The organism is Micromonospora sp. PRAS1 (assembly GCF_059553435.1).
Map to the genome: position 1 here is coordinate 24,147 of NZ_JCANNB010000034.1, position 17,877 is coordinate 42,023.

Here is a 17,877-nt window from a genome sequence, read left to right on the forward strand (position 1 = left end):
GTGCAAGATCGCGGGGCAGGGGAGAGGGCGGGGAGGTAGTTAGGGGGTTAGGGCGTTTAGGGCTTTCAGGTAGGTGGGGGGGATGTGGTTGGGGGCGGCGGGGGTGAAGGTGTCGGAGGTGGCGGCCGTGGTCCACGCGGTGTCCGGCACGGCGGCCACCAGGGCGCGTACGACCGGGGCGTCGCGCCAGTCGGGCTGCTGGGCCAGCAGGCTCAGCGCGACCACCGACTCCTCCACCTCGCCGACGCACTCGAAGGGCTTGTGCCCGTCCACGCCGAGCAGTTCCCGGTAGCCCGGCAGTTGGGTCTCGTCGGCGAGCAGGTCGCCGCCGAAGATGTGGACGATCCGTTCGCGGGACATGAAGGGCGCCAGGGCGAGGAAGACGAACCGGCACTTGGGGCAGTTGCGGCACCAGCGTTCGCTGGCGTCGCGCAGCTTGAACGCGGCGTTGCAGCTGGTCACCACGTCGTCGTAGCGGTCGATGGTGGCGAACAGCCGGGCGATGTGCAGCTCCGACAGGGGACGTAGCAGGGAGAAGTACGGTTCGACGAGCCCGGCGTGTTCGGCAAGTGCCACCCGGAGCAGCCCCTCGGCCTCCGCCCCCTTGGACCACTGGTGGTTGATCTCGTGGCCGTTCCAGATCAGGTTCGGGTCCGACGCGGAGCGTTCGTTGGACATCACCACCGGGCCGAGCCCGTGCAGCACCGCGGTGGCGACCGCGATCAGCGAGTTGATCGCGGTGACCGGGATGTGTCCGTTGCGGGCACCTGCCGCGTTCAGCTCGAACAGCACCGGATCGATGCGCCGCCGGGCGGCAAGGGGGGCGAGCCCGGACGCCGCGTTCACGGAGTTGATCACGTGGTTCGGGTTGACCGAGAAGGGCACGGGGTCGAGCCCGGCGCGGCGCAGCGCCTCCAGGCTGACGATCGAGTCCTTGCCGCCGCCGACCGCCGAGAGCGGGCGCCGGTCGGAGTTGTCGTACTCGGCCGCCGGCCGTACCCGGCCGTCCGGCACCACCGGTGCCAGTTCGAGCACGTGCGGCAACGCGTTGCGGTACGCGTACTCGGCGAGGCCCTTGGTGTAGACGGCGGTGACGAACTCGGCGGCGGCCGGGCCGAGCGGCGCCGGCAGCACCAGCTGCCCCGGCGCGGCGGTCTTGTAGTAGCTGACCCCGGCCACCACGTGCAGCAGCTCCAGCACCCGGCCGAGCGCGGCCACGGCGGCGTCCGACGGTGACTGCTCGGGCACCGGAAGCGTGATCGCCTCGGTGAATCGCTGCTCGCCGTCGGGGCCGGTCAGGGCGTAGTCGAACAACGCCTCCCCGGTGGAGAGGTCGATCGAGTAGGACGGGAAGGTGAAGGCGTCCATCCGCGCCAGCTGCGTATTGGGCACACGCCATACTAGGCCCTGGTTCGTCCGGCCGTGCCCGGCTCCGCCGTGAACCCGACGCGAGTGCGGGGTCGGCGACGCCGGAGCGCGCCCGTGTCATGCCGTCGAATCCGAGGAGAGCTTGTGCGCCTGTCTGAGCTGCGCGGACGTACCGTCGCCGTCTGGGGGGCCGGTCGGGAGGGGCGGGCCGCGGTGACGGCGATCGCCGCCCACGGCCCGGCGGACCTGGTCGCCGTGGACGACAGCGCCAACTTTCTCGCGTTGCCGTGGGACGGGCCGCTGGCGGAGGCCGCCCCGCTGGTCACCGGCGAGGAGGGCTTCGCCCGGTTGGCCGCCGCCGACGTGGTGGTCCGCTCACCGGGCGTACCGCAAACCCATCCGTGGCTGGTGGAGCTGCGCCGCCGGGGCGCGACCGTCACCCAGGGCACCGCGCTCTGGATGGCCGATCACGGCGAGCGCACCGTCGGGGTGACCGGCAGCAAGGGCAAGAGCACCACGTCGAGCCTGATCAACCACCTGCTGACCGCCGTGGACCGGCCGAACGTCTTCGGTGGCAACATCGGCGTACCCACGCTCGACCTGCCGGAGGCGGAGCTGTACGTGCTGGAGCTGTCCAGCTACCAGTGCAGCGACCTGACCGACTCGCCCCGGGTGGCGGTGGTCACCGCGCTCTTTCCCGAGCACCTGGACGCGCACGGCGGCGAGCGGGAGTACTACCGGGACAAGCTCAACCTGCTGGCGTACGGACCGCGCACGGTGGTGGTCAACGGCACCGATCCCCGGCTGCTTGTCGAGTTGGGCGACCGCGCGGCGGTGCGCGCCGCCACGGCCGACTCGGTGAACGTCGCCGCCGGGCCGGACGGGCGCCCCTGGTTCCACCTGGTCGACCGGCCGCTCTTTCCCCGGGCGGTGCTGCCGCTGGTCGGGCGGCACAACGAGGGCAACCTCTGCGTGGCGCTTGCCGTGCTCGACGCGCTCGGAGTGGACCTGGTCGACCGCAAGGACACCCTGGCCGTGGCGGTGGCCGAGTTCCAGGGGCTGGCCCACCGGCTCACCGAGATCGCCGACCCGTCGGGCCTGACCTTCGTCGACGACACCCTGGCCACCAGCCCGTACGCGGCCATGCACGCCATCGACGCGTACGACGGACGGCCGTTGACCGTGATCGTCGGCGGCAACGACCGGGGGGTCGACTACACCCCGCTGCGCGACCATCTGGCCGAGCGGGAGCTTACCGTGATCGGCATGCCGGACAGCGGCCCGCGCATCGTCGAGGCGCTCGACGGGCTGCCGAAGGTACGTACCGAACTGGTCGAGGATCTGGCCGAGGCGGTGCGGGTGGCCCGGCAGGTAACTCCGGCCGGCGGGGTGGTGCTGCTCTCGCCGGCCGCCCCGAGCTATGGCCGGTTCCGCAACTTCGAACACCGCTCCGAGGTCTTCGCCGAGGCAGTGCGGGCCACCGCGCCAGCCTGACCGTCCGCCGTGCCCCCACCGCCGTCTCGGCGATGGGGGCACGGTTGACCATTCGCTCAGACCGGCAAGGCGGCCGCGGGTGGTGCGGTGTGGCCCGGGCCGGTGGTGGTGTCGGCACCCATCTCGGCGTGGGTGCTGGCCAGCTTCTTCTCGGGCAGCAGCAGCGCCAGCACCAGACCGGCGGCGAACAGGGGCACCAGGTAACCGAAGACCGGCGTCAACGCATGCTGGTAGGCGGCTACCACGGCGTCCTGCACCGCGGTCGGCAGCGCGTGCACGGCTGCCGGGGTCAGCGAGTCGGTGTTGCCGATCGCGCCGGCCGCGTCGCCGGAGAACCGGCTGGCGAGTTGGTCGGTGAGCCGGCTGGTGAAGATCGCACCGACGGCGGCACTGCCGAGTGTGGCCCCGATCTCGCGGAAGAAGTTGTTCGACGAGGTGGCGGTGCCGACCGCGGCGGCGGGGAAGTCGTTCTGCACGGCGAGGACGACGTTCTGCATGATCAGGCCGAGGCCGGCGCCGAACAGGAGGATGTAGGCGCCGACCACCCAGAGGGAGGTGCCCACGCTGAGGGTGGAGAGCAGCAGGGCCGCCGCGCCCAGAAAGATCGTGCCGATGACCGGGTAGATCTTGTAGCGCCCGCTCCGGCTGATCAACTGCCCGGAGGGTAGGGCGGTGCCCATCATGCCGACGATCATCGGAATGAGTAGCAGGCCGGATTCGGTGGCGCTCACTCCGTAGACCATCTGCAGGTAGGTCGGCAGGTACCCGATGACGGCGAACATGCCGACCCCGACAGTGATCAGGCTGAGCAGGGTGGCCAGGTTGAAGATCCGGCTGCGGAACAGCCACAGCGGGATGATCGGCTCGGCGGCCCGGCGCTGCGAGAGGAAGAACAGCACCCAGCCGAGCGCGGCGCCGATGGCCAGGCTCAGGATCAGCGGATCGGTCCAGGCGTACTCCGTGCCACCCCAGACAGCAACCAGTACGGTGGCGCTGACCGAGGCGGCCATCAGGGTGATGCCGACGTAGTCGATGGAGACCTTGTTGCGCTTGCGCGGCAGGCGCAACGCGAACGCGCAGACCAGCAGCGCGACGATGCCGACCGGCAGGTTGATCCAGAAGGCCCAACGCCAGTCGGCGTGGTCGGTGAAGTAGCCGCCGAGCAGGGGGCCGATCACGGCGGAAAGCCCGAAGACCGCGCCGATCGGAGCCATGTAACGGGCGCGCTGCCGGGGCGGGACGAGGTCGGCGATGATCGCCTGGGAGGTGATCATCAGTCCGCCGCCGCCGAGTCCCTGCACCGCCCGGCCGATGATGAGCATGGTCATGCTGGAGGCCGCACCGGCGATCACGGAGCCGACGAGGAAGATGCCGATGCCGCTGAGGAACAGGGTCTTGCGGCCGATCAGGTCGCCGAAGCGACCGTACAGCGGCATGCCGATGGTGGCGGCGAGGATGTACGCGGTGGTCACCCACGCCATGTGGCTGACGCCGTTGAGCTCACCGACGACCGTGGGTAGCGCGGTCGACACGATGGTCTGGTCGAGCGAGGCGAGCAGCATGGTGGCCATCAGGCCGGCGAAGATCAAACCGAAGTGTGGCGGGAGGGTGAACGAGTCACGCTCCCGGGTCGCGGTGTCGGTCATCGGGAGGTCTCCTGGGTCGGCTCAGCGGCCGAGTAGGGCGCGCAGTGTGGTCACGGCGCGTTCGACGTACGGGACGGGGTTGTCGTCGTCGCCGGAGGTGAAGTTCTCCAGGCTGGTCCGGATGGCGGCCATCGTGAGACTCGCGATCAGGCGTGGCATCTCGTCCTGCGGCTGCTCCCCGGTGCGCGCGGCGACGGTCGCGGCCAGCTGCCGTTGGAAGGTCTCGAAACCGGCGAGCATGGCGGCGAGGACCGCGGGATGGTCCTGGCTCAGGGCGAACATGCCGTGCAGCGCATCGCGGCGGGGTGGGTGGCGGGCCATGTCGCGCAGGAGCAGATCGATCAGATCCAGGAGCACGTCACTCGGTGCTGCGGGGCCGGCCGCGGCGAAGGCGGCGACGTCCTCGTCGGGCGGCATCGGCGGCATCGCGATGACCGCCGCTTCCTTGCTTGCGAAGTAGTTGAAGAAGGTCCGGGTGGAGACGCCCGCTCCGGCGCTGATCTCCTCCACTGTCACCTTGGCGAAGCCCCGCTCACCGGCGAGCCGCAGCGCGGTCTCGTGGATCTCGCGGTGCGTCTGACGGCGTCGTCGCTCGCGTAGCCCTTCGGTCTTGGCCATGGGGCCAATCTTGCACTCAGTGCAAAGAGTTCACCAACTGCATGTTGTGCATGTCACGAAGCGGCTGGACCGGTTGGCCCGCACGGCCGGTCCGGGCAGCCGGCCGTCGCGGCCGGGGAACCGGACGACATGACCGTCAAGATCCGATGCAGGTGGCCGCGGTCCGTGTCGCTCAGGGCTCCGAAGAGGGCGTCGCTCATCTCGTCGATCGACGCGTGGACCTCCGCGACCGCTGCCCTGCCGTGTTCCGAGAGGGTGACGATGTGCCGGCGGCGGTCGGCGGGGTCGCGATGGCGCTCGACCATGCCGTCGCCCTCAAGGTCGTTTAGCAGGCCCACCAGCGCGCTGGCGTCGACGTTGAGCCGCTCCAGCAGCTCCTGCTGCCCGGCTGCGCCGGTGCGCTCCAGGAAGAGCAGGACGTGCGCGTGCCGTGGTCGCAGTCGCGACGACGCGAGCTGGCGTTGCAGAAGCTCCCGTGCCCGTTCGCCGGCCTGCGAGAGCAGCACCGGCAGGGGGATGCCTGGATCCGGGGTTGCAGTGGAGGTCACCGTACAAAACTACCATTTCACTGATCATCGTTTATCCAGGATAGTTGGTGAACCAAAACTATCTGCTAGTTTTAACGAAAAGAGTCTCACCTCAACTCAGGAGAAGCCATGAGTCTGCTGTCGTCCACGCCGCTCGAGTTCGCTGACCGCTGGGAGGAGGATGGTGGCGTCGCGGTCTTCGCGTTCACCGCCACCAAGCCCTTCCGGCACATCGCCGGACAGCACGGCATCTTCACCATCAAGGGTGGGGGGACCAGGCCGTTCTCCCTGGCGTCGGCGCCCGGGGACGAACAGGTGGTGATCGCCACCAAGCTGGACTCCGGCAGCAAGTACAAGAAGGCGCTGGCGGCGCTGCGACCAGGCGACCGCATCACGATGCGCGGTCCGATCATGAAGTTCATCCTGGACGGGGCCGGCGACGAGGTCGTCTTCCTCGCCCAGGGGGTGGGCATCACCCCGTTCCGCTCCCTGCTGCGCCACATCGACGCGGCGGGCCTCAGCGTGCGCAGCACGCTGCTGCACATCGGGGACGGGCACGCGTTCAAGGCCGAGACGGAGCAAATCGCCAGCGACGCCCGCTACCACCGGGACCGCGAGGACTTCGCTGTCGACCTCAAGCAGGTCGCCACGAACGCCCCGAACGCGACCTACTACATCTCCGGAATGCCGAAGTTCATCGCCGAGACCAGCGCCGTGCTGAAGGACCTCGGCATCAGCCGCAAGCAGATCCGCAAGGACAACTTCCGCGGCTACTGACGCTCCCTGCTGGCGAACCGGGTCGGGTCGGCCTACCAGGCACTTCCCGTTGGGCGTCCGGCGGCACCGGTGGTGCCGAAACTCGCCGGCCGGCCAGTGGACGGCGAGCCCTACCCTGGTCGCAGCGGCAGGCTGGAGGCGATCGATGTCCCGTTGGGCGCGGCGGCAGCGGATCACACCATATCCGTACGCGGTGGGCATCGCCCGACTGATGGCGCACACCGATCCGATCGCCCTGACCGGCATCGCGTTGTCGATCGCGCTCTCCGTCACGCTCGACCTGACCGGCGCCGCCTCGGGTGTGGAGTCCCTGCTGGCCGGTCTCATGGGCATCACCATCTCGCTGCTGGTGGACTCGCTGGCCCGCGCCGAGCGTCGGTTTCACCTGCGTACGTTGCTGGTTGGCCCGCCCTGGCTGGTGCGGGCGGTGCCGGAACTCGCCACCGCCGCCCGGGAGGCCGTGGAGCGCCATCGAGACACCCGTGTCGCCGAGGAGACCCAGCGCCGGTTCGCGCGGTTCCAGGAGGATCTCGGACAGCTGCGACAGGGGCGCATCATCCGGCCCGGCACCGACTATCAGGACATGCTCGGCGCCACCCGGGACTGCGTCCGGGAGTTGGAGGCGCTGACCAACGTGCTGCCCCGACTCGCCTGGTGGAGCAGCGACATCGGCCGACGGTACTGGTCGGAGAACCTAGCGGCGTTGGCCCGTGGTGTGCGGATCACCCGCATCTTCACCTATCCCGAGTTCTCTGACGAGTTGGCGGAACTGGTGGCCACGCAGCGTCGGGCCGGCGTACGGGTGGGGCTGCTGAGGGCCGAGGCGGTTCCAGCCGACCTGCACGTCAACCTGATCCGCTGGGATGGTGAGGCGTGCTGGACGGCCGGCATGAGCGCACACGGCGAGATCACCGAGAACCGGTTCTCGGTGAACGTCTCAGACGTGGCCCGGGCCGGCGAGACGTTCCGGTCCTGCGTCGCCCGGGCCACCTTCGATTCGTAAGCCAGGCCCATGACCATCCAAGGCGTACTGCTGGTGGCCGTGGTGGTCTGGGCGGTGAACCTGATCCGTTCGCTCCGGTGGCGGGCCTTCGTCGCCAGCCTGCCGTTGCCCATGTCGGCGGCGCAGCTGGCCACCGGCCACCACATCGACGGGGCGCAACTCGTCGGCGTGGTCGGGCTGACCATGTTCTTCGGCATCGTGGCGGTGACACATCATCGGCTCCGCTGGCCGATCCTGCTGGCCGACGCGGCGGGTGTCGGCGGCTACCTCGCGCTTGCGGCGGCGCTGCGTCCGCTCGCCCTGCCGTTCGGGCCGACGCTTGCCGGCGTCGTGCTGCTCTGGCTGCTTGCCACCCTGCTGCTGCGTCACCGCGCGACCGCCACGCCAGAGCGGGCATCGGCAGAGGGCCGGGACGACCTGGCGGGGGAGGGCGGGCGGCTGGCCGCCCCGGCCCGGCTGGTGCTGATCCTCGGTGGCGCGACGCTGACCGGGCTGCTCGGGCAGCTCCTGCGCGGGCTGGTGGTCACCTTCCCGTACGCCGGCGTGCTGGTGGCGGTCGAGGTGCGCCGGGACCTACCGGCCTTCTGCTGGCACTTCACCCGCAACAGCCTCGCGCTCGTCGGTTTCCTCACCGGGGTTCACCTGGGCCAGGACGCTTCCGGGGCGATCGCGCTCGGCCTCGGCTGGCTGGGTTTCGGGGTGGTCGCGGCAGCGCTGCACCTTCCCGCCTACTGGTTCGGAATCCGCAGACGAACGGGCATCAGTGCCACGGTAAGCGTGACCAACGGTTGGGACGGCGACGGAAAACGTTGACGTGTTGTCAACGGCCGTGGGTCGCTGCGCGACACTTTGGCACTTGCCGGGGCCGCGAGGGTGATGGAAGCGTGCGGTAACTGCCGCGATCCGAAGGGTGCGACCGTGACCTCCGACGACCTGCTGGCCCGGCACCGGGCCGTGCTCCCGTCCTGGATGCCGCTCTACTACGCCGAGCCGATCGAGCTGGTCTCCGGCGCAGGGCGTCGGGTCACCGACGCGCAGGGTCGCAGCTACCTGGACTTCTTCGGCGGCGTGCTGACCAACATGATCGGCTATGACATCCCGGAGATCCGGGAGGCCGTGCAGCGGCAGCTGGGCACCGGCATCGTGCACAGCTCCACGCTCTACCTGATTCGTCAGCAGGTGGAGTTGGCCGAGAAGATCGCCCGGGTCTCCGGCATTCCGGACGCCCGGGTCTTCTTCACCACCTCCGGCACGGAGGCGAACGAGGCGGCGCTGCTGGTCGCCACCAATCACCGCCGCTCGCACCAGATCCTGGCCGTCCGCAACAGCTACCACGGCCGGTCGTACGCGGCGATGGGCGTGACCGGTAACCGGGGCTGGTCGGCGAGCGCACTCAACCCGCTCCAGGTGGCCTGGCTGCACTCCGGTGAGCGGCTGCGCGGCCTGCTGGCCCGTCTCGACCCGGCGGATCGGCTGGACGCGGCGGTGGAGGACCTGCGCGAGGTGCTCGCCACCCAGACCGCGGGCGACGTGGCCTGCCTGATCGCCGAGCCGATCCAGGGCGTCGGCGGCTTTGTGCACGGCCCGGACGGGCTCTTCGCGGCGTGGAAGAAGGTCCTCGACGAACACGGCATCCTGCTCATCTCCGACGAGGTGCAGACCGGCTGGGGGCGTACCGGGGAGCACTTCTGGGGTTACCAGGCGCACGGCGTCACCCCGGACCTGCTCACCTTCGCCAAGGGCATCGGCAACGGCTTCGCCCTGGCCGGCGTGGTGGGCCGGGCCGAGGTGCTGGAGGCGGTGCCGGCGATCAGCTTCTCCACCTTCGGCGGCAACCCGGTCTCCACCGCCGCCGGCAACGCGGTCCTGGACTATCTGCTCGACCACGACCTCCAGGCCAACGCCGCGCGGGTCGGCGCGATCCTCGGCGACGGGTTGCGCGCCGCCGTGGGCGAGCTGCCCTGCGTCGCGGAGGTACGCGGCAAGGGGCTGATGCTCGCGGTCGAGTTCGTCCGGCCGGGTGGCAGCGAACCGGACCCGGCGCTTGCCACCCGGGTCTTCGAGTCCTGCCGCGAGGGCGGCCTGTTGGTCGGCAAGGGCGGACTGTACGGCAACGTGGTCCGGATGGGACCGCCGCTGACGCTGACCGAGGAGGAGGCCCGGGAGGGCCTGGCCATCCTCGTCGAGGCGATCCGGACCAGCGTCGGGCAGGTGGCCGCGTGAACCTCATCGGACACTTCATCGACGGCAAGCGGGTCAGCGGCGACTCCGCGCGGCGTGGCGACGTCTTCGACCCGGCCACCGGGACGCGTACCGCTCAGGTGGAGTTGGCCTGCGCCGCGGACGTCGCGGTCGCGGTCGACGCCGCCGCGCGTGCGGCGCGGGCCTGGCGGGACGCGTCGCTGGCGAAGCGGACGGCTGTGCTGTTCGCCTTCCGGGAGCTGGTGCACGCCCGCCGCGACCGACTCGCCGAGGTGATCACCGCCGAGCACGGCAAGGTGCTCGCCGACGCCGCCGGCGAGGTGCAGCGCGGGCTGGAGGTCATCGAGTACGCCTGCGGCATCCCGTCGGCGCTGCGCGGCGGCTTCAGCGCGAACGTCTCCACCGAGGTCGACTCGTACAGCCTGCGGCAGCCGCTCGGGGTGGTGGCGGTGATCAGCCCGTTCAACTTCCCGGTGATGGTGCCGCTCTGGTTCGTCCCGGTGGCGGTGGCGGCCGGCAACGCGGTGGTGCTCAAGCCGAGCGAGAAGGACCCGAGCGCGGCCCTGCTGCTGGCCGAGTGGTTCGCCGAGGCCGGCCTGCCCGACGGGGTGCTCAACGTGGTGAACGGCGACAAGGAGGCGGTCGACGCGCTGCTGGCGCACCCGACGGTGAAGGCGGTCTCGTTCGTCGGCTCCACCCCCGTCGCCCGGTACGTCTACCAGCACGGCACCGCCGCCGGTAAGCGGGTGCAGGCGCTCGGCGGGGCGAAGAACCACATGGTGGTGCTCCCCGACGCCGACCTGGACCTGGCCGCCGACGCGGCGGTCAACGCCGGGTTCGGCTCGGCTGGGGAGCGGTGCATGGCGATCTCCGCACTGGTCGCCGTGGAGCCGGTCGCCGACGAACTGGTGGCCCGGATCGCGCGGCGGATCGCCGGGCTGCGTACCGGTGACGGCCGGCGCGGCTGCGACATGGGACCGCTGGTCACCGCCGCGCACGCGGCCCGGGTGCGGTCGTACGTCGAGGCGGGGGTACGCGCCGGCGCGGTGCCGGTGGTGGACGGGCGGAACGTGCGACCCGACGGCGATCCGGGCGGCTTCTGGCTCGGCCCGACCCTGTTCGATCAGGTCACGCCGGAGATGTCGATCTACACGGATGAGATCTTCGGTCCGGTCCTGTCGGTGCTGCGGGTCGGCTCGTACGACGAGGCGGTGGCGCTTGTGAACGCCAGCCCGTACGGCAACGGCACGGCGATCTTCACCAACGACGGCGGAGCCGCCCGGCGCTACCAGCACGAGGTGGAGGTCGGCATGGTCGGCGTCAACGTGCCGATCCCGGTGCCGATGGCGTACTACTCCTTCGGCGGCTGGAAGTCCTCGCTCTTCGGCGACCTGCATGCGCACGGCGCCGACGGGGTCGCCTTCTTCACCCGGGGCAAGGTGGTCACCAGCCGCTGGCTGGACCCCCGCCACGGCGGCGTCAACCTCGGCTTCCCCACCCAGACCTGAGCAGGCGCAGGGTCCCCGCCCCGGCCAGGTAGGCCAGCAGCGCGGTGACGGGCAGCCCGAGCGGCTCGGCGGCGGCCTTGGCGGTCACGCTGTTGGCCACCAGGGCGTAGCCGACGGCGGCGAATCCGGCGACGGTGAGCAGGTCCCGGGCGCGGCGTCGGGCCGGCTGGCCGTCTCCCTGCGGCCGGCCGGTCCCGCCGGCCCGGTCGGCACCGGTGGCCGGTGGGTGGCTCGCGCCGCTCCGGCCGGTGCGGGCCTCGATCGGGCCGAAGACCGCGACCAGCATGGCGAGCACCCCGGCCAACATCAGCACCCATGGCAGCCGCCAGGCGAACCAGGCGGCCGAGCCGGCCGGCGGGGTGGGCAGCAGGCCGAGCCCGTGCAGCGCCCCCACCAGCAGCACCACCGCGCTCAGGTGCCACAGGAAGACGGTGAGCACGACCGCGTTTACGGCGATCACCGCCTGCCACGGGCGGCTGCGGTGCAGCCAACGTTCGGCCCGCTCGCGCAGCAGCAGGATCAGCCCGAGCTGGGCGGTTGCCACGGCCAGCAGGGCCACGCTGGGCGGCGCGGCGTTGGCCATCCGCTCACCCGGCGCGTTGATCATGCTGACCGGGTACGGTCCGACGGCGGTGAGCAGCACCGCGACGACCAGCCCGCCCGCGAGCAGCACCAGGGCGGCCCGGGGTGACATGGGCAGGCACCGGGTGCGCAGCCCGACCTGCCGTCCCCCGGCCGGCCGGCAGTTGCCCCGGCGGGCGTCGTACCAGGCGAAACCGAGCTGGTGGATGGCGAGCCAGCCGAGCAGGTAGTTGGCCAGGGCCAGGTTGGCCGGACCGAGCGCGCGACCAAGATCGCCGAGGGCCACCAGCAGCGCCAGGACCGCCGGCACGGCCAGCCCGAAGCGGCGGTGCAGCGCGTACATCAGCGGGGTCAACGGCACCACCGCCAGGTAGGCGGCGAGGAACCAGAGCGGGATGGTGGCGAACCAGACGACGGTGCGGACCATGCTCGGCTCGGCACCGGCCAACCGCGCGAGCACCGAGCCACCGGCGAGCACAAGCACCAGCGCGGTGGTCGGGCGCAGCAGCCGGGCGCTGCGGCCCAGCAGCCAACCGCCCCAGTCACCACCCCGGCCCCGGTGCGCCGCGAGCGAGGCGGCGTTGGCGTACCCGCCGACCAGGAAGAACACGGGCATGACCTGGACCGCCCAGGTCAGCGGGTACGCCCAGGGGATCGCCGGCAGGGCCGAGTGGCCGTCGGGCTGGCCGTGCCGGTCGTAGTAGATGCTGGCGATCGTCCAGTGGCCGAGGACGACCAGCAGGATCGCCAGCGCCCGGAGCAGGTCGAGGTAGCGCTCACGGTCGGCCGGGGTCCGGGCGGCGAGGCGGGCCAGACGGCGCATCACCTGAGGTTATGTCAGCCGCGGCGGCGCCGGGGCCGCAGCCGTGACCTGCTGCGACGGCGAGCGGGTCCGCCGGCTGACGCGGCAGGCGTGCGGGTGGCCGGTCGGGCGGGTTCCGCTCCGACGTGCGCCGCAGTTCCGCGAGCAACTCCGTCACGTCCCTGCGGGACGCCTCGCGCAGGGGGAGTTGCAGCTCGGTGGGCTGCCAGTGCGGGATCCAGGCGTGCAGCCGGGACAGCGCGGCGACCGCGCCCTGGTGGGAGAAGCGACCGGCGTGTACCAGTGACCGGACCCGGCTTGCCGTCTCGCTGAACTGGATGCCTTTCGGGCATCTCGGATTCAACGCGGCCGGATGGACCAGCCAGCGGAGGATGATGTCGTCGACGCGGGCCCCGGAGAGTCCGCAACGCAACGTCCTCGGCCGGCAGAGGGACTGGATGAGACTGTCCAGCTCGCCGTGCCGGTTCACCTCCGCCTGCTCGCCCTCGATGCCGTCCAGGTAGTTCTCGACGGACCGCAACAGTCGGCCGGCCAGCGTCGGGAAGCGGTCGATGGCGGTGGCGACCCCGATCACCCGCCAGGGGATGTCGGCGTCCTGCGGGTTGTCGGCGGCCCACTGGAGGAGCACGTCGGCGGTGATCTCGGTCAGGGCGTTCTGCCGGGCGAGATGCTTGCTGACGAAGACGAAATCCGGTCCCGACCGGTGCCGCTCCGTCCAGGAATCGATGAGCGAAGGCAGCCACTCCGGTAGCTCGACCAGCTTGCGTACGGCCAGCAGCCGCGGCAGGACGTATCCCGCGTCGTCGGTGTCGCCGTACTTCCGTAGCCAGCCGAGAGCGGCATCGATGGCCCGATCCACGGCCTCAGCCGGCAGATCGGTACGGGCCAGCAACGCGGGCAGCACGAAGCCGGCTTCGATGAGATCGCCGTGTTGGTGCAGCCAGCGTTGGGCGGCGTCGATTGTGGATCGGGTGGCTTCGGGGGTGAGGTCGGTTCGGTTGAGCAGGGGCGGCAGCACGAAGCCGGCCTGGGTGCGGTCGCGGTGTTGGTGCAGCCAGTGCAGGGCGATGGTGATCGCCTGTTGCGCGTCGTCTGTGGTGAGGTCGGTGCGGCGCAGTAGGGGATCGAGTACGAAGCCGGCTTCGGTGCGGTCGCCGTGTTGGTGCAGCCAGCGTTGGGCGGCGTTGATTGTGGATCGGGTGGCTTCGGGGGTGAGGTCGGTTCGGTTGAGCAGGGGCGGCAGCACGAAGCCGGCTTCGGTGCGGTCGCGGTGTTGGTGCAGCCAGTGCAGGGCGATGGTGATCGCCTGTTGCGCGTCGTCTGTGGTGAGGTCGGTGCGGCGCAGCAGGGGATCGAGTACGAAGCCGTCTTCGGTGAGGTCGCGATGGTGGCCGAGCCAGTGCAGGGCGGTGGTGAGCGCGTACCGGGCGTCGTCTGGGGTGAGGTCGGTCCGACCCAGCAGGGGATCCAGCACGAAGCGGGCTTCGGTGAGGTCGCGATGGTGGCCGAGCCAGTGCAGGGCGGTGGTGAGCGCGCGTCGGACGTGGTCGCGGGTGAGGTCGGTCCGACCCAGCAACGGGTGCAGCACGAACTGGGCTTCGGCGAGGTCGCGGTGCCGGTCGAGCCAGATCTGGGCGGCGTCGATCGCGGCTTGTGCGGCCTCGGAGGTGAGGTCGGTTCGGCTCAGCAGGGGATGCAGTACGAAGCGGGCTTCGGTGAGCTCGCCGTGCCGGCCGAGCCAGTGCAGCGCGGCGTCGATCCCGTGACCGGCGTCCTGCTGCGGCAGGTCGGTCCGGCCCAGCAACGGTGCGATGACGAAGCTGGCTTCCAGCGCTGGTCGGTGCAGCGCCAGCCAGCCGGTTGCCACGCCGATCAGATGTCCCGCCTGCGCCGAGGCGACCGTCCGCAGCCCCTTGTACAGGATGTGTCGCGCGGGCAGGGACGCACCGTGCGTGCTCAGCCAGGGTGCGCCGAGCTGCGACCAGTGCTGGAAGAGCGCCTGCGCCCAGGGCGTGTTGTCAAGCACCGCGCCGAGGGCGTAGGCGCCCTCGTCCTGCTGACTGGAGAGCAACACCCCGGCGGCTGTCGCGTTGCCGGCCAGCCACCCCGTGCAGTGCGCGGCGAGCGGGCCGTCGCGCTGCTGAAGCGCCAGGTCGCGCAGCAGCCGGTCGAGATTCATGGCGTACCGGCCGATGGTGCGGGCACTGGTCAGGCTGGCGTCGAGGATTCGGTCGGCGACCGTGGTGCGGACCGTGTTGAGCCCGGCGCGGACGGCGCAGTGCTCCAGCAGTTGGTCGACCACGATGTCGTGCACCGGCGCCAACCCGTCCGGCGTCGTGATCATCCAGCCCATCGCGAGGAGGACGTCGAGCAGGTGCTCGGCCCGGGCGTGGTCGTGGTCCGCGACGCGGCCGCCGCAGGCGATCAGGGCGGGGCGGGGTTGCGGGGTGGCGGCGGCCATCGCGGCGTAGATCTGTAACCGGAGGTCCGGATCACGCTCGTCGTCCAGCCGCTCGGCCTGGTGCAGCAGATCGTCCTCGTTGAGCCGGCGGACCAGCCAGTCGAGCAGGTGCTCCGGTCGCAGGTCGCCGGTGGCCGTGGCGAGGCGGCCCCGCACCGCCTGGGCCTGGGCCTCGGCGGCGATGAGGGTCGCGATGACGGGGCGCCGACCACACAGGTGCGCCAGCCGCTTCTCGCCCAGGATCGTTCGCGCGGTGGGCGCCAACGCGGTGACGATCTGGTCGCGGATCCGGTCGAGGTGCTCGTCCTCGGGTCGCAGCTCGACGGGCTTGAAGACCTGGGTGAGGGGGCTGTTGTCCTTATGGTGGAACCAGCCGGGCCGGGCCGAACCGAGCATGGCCAGCCGGATGCCGCGGGCCCGTGCGGTGGGCAGCAGCCGGTGCCGGATCGCGGGGTAGTCCAGGCCGCTCAGGTTCAGGTAGTCGACGATGATCAGCAGGCGTTCGTCGGTGGCGCCGGCCACCACGTCGAGGAGCTGCTCGGTGGTGACAAGCGGTTCACCGGGACGTACGTGCAGCACCCGCCAGCCGGCGTTGACCGCCCAGTCGCCGACCTCGAAGCAGGTGCGGGTCTTGCCGATGCCCGCCTGACCGACCAGGAGCAGGCCGCAGGTGCCGGCCAGTTCGTCGAGGCGGTCCAGCAGGCGTCCGGGGTGGGTCGCCGCGCGGGCGTCGGCGGGCAGGACGTAGGGCAGCAGGTCGCCGCGGAGGTGGTCCGCCAGCTCGGTCAGTGCCTCGTGATGCTCGACGATCCCGGTCGGCAGCAGTTGCGCCGGTACCCGTTCGATCTGGTCGAGCGAGGTGCCGAGCAGGCCCGCGAAGGTCGGGTCGGTAAGCAACCGGCTGATGCGTACCGCGTCGAGTCGGCCGGGACCGTAGCGGGACGGCACCGCCAGCATGACGCCGACCAGGAGTTGGCGATCGCCGGTGGTCAGCAGCGGCGCGCCGGAGTAGCCGCTGTGCGGGTGCGGTTCCAGCACCGGCGTGCCGGCCTCGTCGCGCACCACCGCACCGGTCGCGTCCCGTTGGGGTTGCGGTGGGTTCGGCGCGATCCTGGTGGAGTCCAGCGCGTACCGGTGATCCTCGAAGCCGAGACTGGGCATGACCTGGCCGGGCAGCTCGTCGAGGCGGCGACGGCCGTCGCGGGTGACCTGGACCCATGGATATCCGACGGTCAGGCACGGCACCGGCTGGTGCCCGCGCAGCTCGCCGTAGCGGGTGTGGGTCTCCTCGACCGTCCAGAGGGGCACGTCCAGCCGGAGCAGGGCCGCGTCGGTGCCGATGTCATCGCCCCGCCAGATCACCGTCGCCCGGTGCTCCGGCGTGGTGGGACTCTCGCTGCGGGAGACCCAGACGGCGTCCCCACGGGCACCGACGACGTGACCGGCGGTCAGGACCAGATCCACTCCGACGGCGTACCCGGAGCCGAGCAGCGTGCCGCGGACCTTCACCACCCGTCGGACGTGCGGCTCGGGCCCGGTCACGACAGGTGACCCGCGCAGGTGTGGCCGTTCTCGTCGCTGTTGCTGCCGTCGGGGCAGATGGTGTTGCGCCAGGTGACCCCGTTGATCGACGCGCCGGTCAGGTCCGCGCCGGTCAGGTCGGCGTTGGTGAGATCGGCGTGGTCCAGCCTGGCGTTGCGCAGGTCGGCGTCGCGCAGGTAGGCGTCGACCAGGCGCGCGTTGCGCAGGTCCGCGGCGGGTTGGTGGGCCGGGGGGTTGGCCGCCCAGGCGAAGGCCACGATGCCGACCGCGCCGACGACGGTGGCCAGCATCAGCTTGTGCAGGGCGCGCTTGAACTGGTCCTTCAGCGCCTCGTGGGTGGCCGTGTCCTCGATCGCGGTGATCCGCTCGTCGATATCGGCGATCCGGGTCGTCAGCTGCATCCGCACGTCGTCTCCGGTGGACGGGTCGCGCTGCGCGGCGATCAGTTCCTCGCGTGCGCTGATCACCTCGGCCGGGGCGGAGAACCCCTGCAGATACTTCGGATTGCGGCGGAAATGGTCGGCCACCGGTGCCAGCTCGGAGCGTCGCTGCGTCCACGCCGCGTCAAGATCGCTGATCAGCACCAACTTCGGCAGCAGGATCTGGACCGCGGTCCAGATGGCGTACACCACGGCGGCGAGTCCGGCGACGGCGCCGAGCACGGCCACCCAGAGCCGGGCGTGCGCCACCGAGTCGGGTACGCCGAGGGGCAGTTCGCCGATGCTCGACAGCTGACTGCCGGCCAGCATCGCGGCGCCGACCGCTGCGGCGCTGGCGACCAGCCACTTCGCCGCGTCGCGGATCCGGTCGTTACCGCGCTGGAGGGGATCGGTTTCGGCGCCGTCGCCGGACTCGTCAGTCGGCATCGCGCTCGACGTCCACGCCGGGCTTGGGTCGGACGATCGGCGGCAGATGCGCGCTGCCGACGCGGTTCGGGTCGAGGCCGACCTGGGTCTCGTCGGCGCCGGGGTAGCTGGGGTAGCCGGGGTAGTCGGTCCGGACGGGAGGGACCTGCCACGGCTGCCGCCACGGATACACGGTGAACCGGATCCGTTGCGCCCCGGCGTCCCCGGGTGTGGCGAGGTGCCATCGGATCCGGCCGCGATCCTCGTGCGCCACCAGGCTCAGTTCCACCTCCACGCCGTCGCCGGGGTTGCCGGACGGCAACCGGCGAAGGTCCTCGATAAGCGCGGCCAGTGCATCGCTCAGGGGGATATCCGGCACCACATCTCCAAGATGGACTACGGCCAGCCAGCAAGTCGAGCCTGAACGTTAACCGACCCGCCATCCGGCCGAATCCCCCGCCAGGGTGGGCTTCACACCCGT

Annotated in this window: 14 protein-coding genes; 6 read left to right on the plus strand and 8 right to left on the minus strand. The window is 71.1% G+C overall.

What is annotated here, in order from left to right; all coding sequences use genetic code 11:
* Positions 1-39: 39 nt before the first annotated feature.
* Positions 40-1,392, minus strand: a complete 1,353-nt coding sequence (locus tag AC507J_RS25400) for a MurL-like N-terminal domain-containing (RefSeq protein ID WP_496291739.1) — start codon at positions 1,390-1,392, stop codon at positions 40-42.
* Between the two features lie 120 nt (positions 1,393-1,512).
* Here AC507J_RS25400 and murD point away from each other — a divergent pair, with 120 nt between their 5' ends.
* The gene (gene murD, locus AC507J_RS25405; protein ID WP_496291741.1) at positions 1,513-2,862 is read left to right on the plus strand and encodes a UDP-N-acetylmuramoyl-L-alanine--D-glutamate ligase; all 1,350 of its coding nucleotides are present in this window, start codon (positions 1,513-1,515) and stop codon (positions 2,860-2,862) included.
* 56 nt (positions 2,863-2,918) lie between these two features.
* On the opposite strand, the gene AC507J_RS25410 is transcribed toward murD, so the two are convergent.
* Genes AC507J_RS25410 through AC507J_RS25420 form a run of 3 tightly spaced genes read right to left on the minus strand, consistent with a single transcriptional unit; the run spans position 2,919 to position 5,674 of the window.
* Complete coding sequence (locus AC507J_RS25410; protein WP_496291744.1) at positions 2,919-4,508, minus strand: MDR family MFS transporter; 1,590 nt, start codon at positions 4,506-4,508, stop codon at positions 2,919-2,921.
* A gap of 21 nt (positions 4,509-4,529) precedes the next feature.
* Positions 4,530-5,126 (minus strand): TetR family transcriptional regulator, encoded by a 597-nt coding sequence (locus AC507J_RS25415; RefSeq protein WP_496291746.1) that lies wholly within the window; start codon positions 5,124-5,126, stop codon positions 4,530-4,532.
* A 53-nt stretch (positions 5,127-5,179) separates the two neighbouring features.
* Positions 5,180-5,674: a MarR family winged helix-turn-helix transcriptional regulator gene (locus tag AC507J_RS25420; protein WP_496291748.1), complete on the minus strand. Its 495-nt coding sequence runs from the start codon at positions 5,672-5,674 to the stop codon at positions 5,180-5,182.
* A gap of 108 nt (positions 5,675-5,782) precedes the next feature.
* Here AC507J_RS25420 and AC507J_RS25425 point away from each other — a divergent pair, with 108 nt between their 5' ends.
* The 5 genes from AC507J_RS25425 (at position 5,783) to AC507J_RS25445 (ending at position 11,143) form a co-directional block, all read left to right on the plus strand.
* Positions 5,783-6,430 (plus strand): ferredoxin--NADP reductase, encoded by a 648-nt coding sequence (locus tag AC507J_RS25425; protein WP_496291750.1) that lies wholly within the window; start codon positions 5,783-5,785, stop codon positions 6,428-6,430.
* Positions 6,431-6,575: 145 nt separating this feature from the next.
* Positions 6,576-7,433 carry a hypothetical protein gene (locus tag AC507J_RS25430; protein ID WP_496291752.1) on the plus strand — a complete coding sequence of 286 codons (858 nt, stop codon included), beginning with the start codon at positions 6,576-6,578 and terminating at the stop codon, positions 7,431-7,433.
* Between the two features lie 9 nt (positions 7,434-7,442).
* Complete coding sequence (locus AC507J_RS25435; protein ID WP_496291754.1) at positions 7,443-8,246, plus strand: hypothetical protein; 804 nt, start codon at positions 7,443-7,445, stop codon at positions 8,244-8,246.
* 105 nt (positions 8,247-8,351) lie between these two features.
* Positions 8,352-9,656, plus strand: a complete 1,305-nt coding sequence (locus tag AC507J_RS25440) for an aspartate aminotransferase family protein (RefSeq protein WP_496291756.1) — start codon at positions 8,352-8,354, stop codon at positions 9,654-9,656.
* Positions 9,653-11,143 (plus strand): CoA-acylating methylmalonate-semialdehyde dehydrogenase, encoded by a 1,491-nt coding sequence (locus tag AC507J_RS25445; RefSeq protein WP_496291758.1) that lies wholly within the window; start codon positions 9,653-9,655, stop codon positions 11,141-11,143. The genes AC507J_RS25440 and AC507J_RS25445 overlap by 4 nt, the downstream gene beginning before the upstream one ends.
* Here AC507J_RS25445 and AC507J_RS25450 read toward each other — a convergent pair.
* Genes AC507J_RS25450 through AC507J_RS25465 form a run of 4 tightly spaced genes read right to left on the minus strand, consistent with a single transcriptional unit; the run spans position 11,115 to position 17,775 of the window.
* The gene (locus AC507J_RS25450) at positions 11,115-12,548 is read right to left on the minus strand and encodes an acyltransferase family protein (RefSeq protein WP_496291760.1); all 1,434 of its coding nucleotides are present in this window, start codon (positions 12,546-12,548) and stop codon (positions 11,115-11,117) included. The genes AC507J_RS25445 and AC507J_RS25450 overlap by 29 nt on opposite strands.
* Positions 12,502-16,551, minus strand: a complete 4,050-nt coding sequence (locus AC507J_RS25455; protein ID WP_496291762.1) for a S1 family serine peptidase — start codon at positions 16,549-16,551, stop codon at positions 12,502-12,504. Before AC507J_RS25455 ends, AC507J_RS25450 begins: the two co-directional genes overlap by 47 nt.
* The gene (locus tag AC507J_RS25460; RefSeq protein ID WP_496291764.1) at positions 16,548-17,417 is read right to left on the minus strand and encodes a pentapeptide repeat-containing protein; all 870 of its coding nucleotides are present in this window, start codon (positions 17,415-17,417) and stop codon (positions 16,548-16,550) included. Before AC507J_RS25460 ends, AC507J_RS25455 begins: the two co-directional genes overlap by 4 nt.
* Entirely contained in the window at positions 17,407-17,775 is a 369-nt protein-coding gene (locus AC507J_RS25465) for a hypothetical protein (RefSeq protein WP_496291766.1), read from the minus strand. The genes AC507J_RS25460 and AC507J_RS25465 overlap by 11 nt, the downstream gene beginning before the upstream one ends.
* Positions 17,776-17,877: the final 102 nt, after the last annotated feature.

Bases quoted from the DNA above. Each gene is read 5' to 3' on its own strand.
- AC507J_RS25410 (WP_496291744.1), bottom strand. From the start codon at position 4,508: ATGACCGACACCGCGACCCGGGAGCGTGACTCGTTCACCCTCCCGCCA.
- AC507J_RS25415 (WP_496291746.1), bottom strand. From the start codon at position 5,126: ATGGCCAAGACCGAAGGGCTACGCGAGCGACGACGCCGTCAGACGCAC.
- AC507J_RS25425 (WP_496291750.1), top strand. From the start codon at position 5,783: ATGAGTCTGCTGTCGTCCACGCCGCTCGAGTTCGCTGACCGCTGGGAG.
- AC507J_RS25430 (WP_496291752.1), top strand. From the start codon at position 6,576: ATGTCCCGTTGGGCGCGGCGGCAGCGGATCACACCATATCCGTACGCG.
- AC507J_RS25435 (WP_496291754.1), top strand. From the start codon at position 7,443: ATGACCATCCAAGGCGTACTGCTGGTGGCCGTGGTGGTCTGGGCGGTG.
- AC507J_RS25450 (WP_496291760.1), bottom strand. From the start codon at position 12,548: ATGCGCCGTCTGGCCCGCCTCGCCGCCCGGACCCCGGCCGACCGTGAG.
- AC507J_RS25460 (WP_496291764.1), bottom strand. From the start codon at position 17,417: ATGCCGACTGACGAGTCCGGCGACGGCGCCGAAACCGATCCCCTCCAG.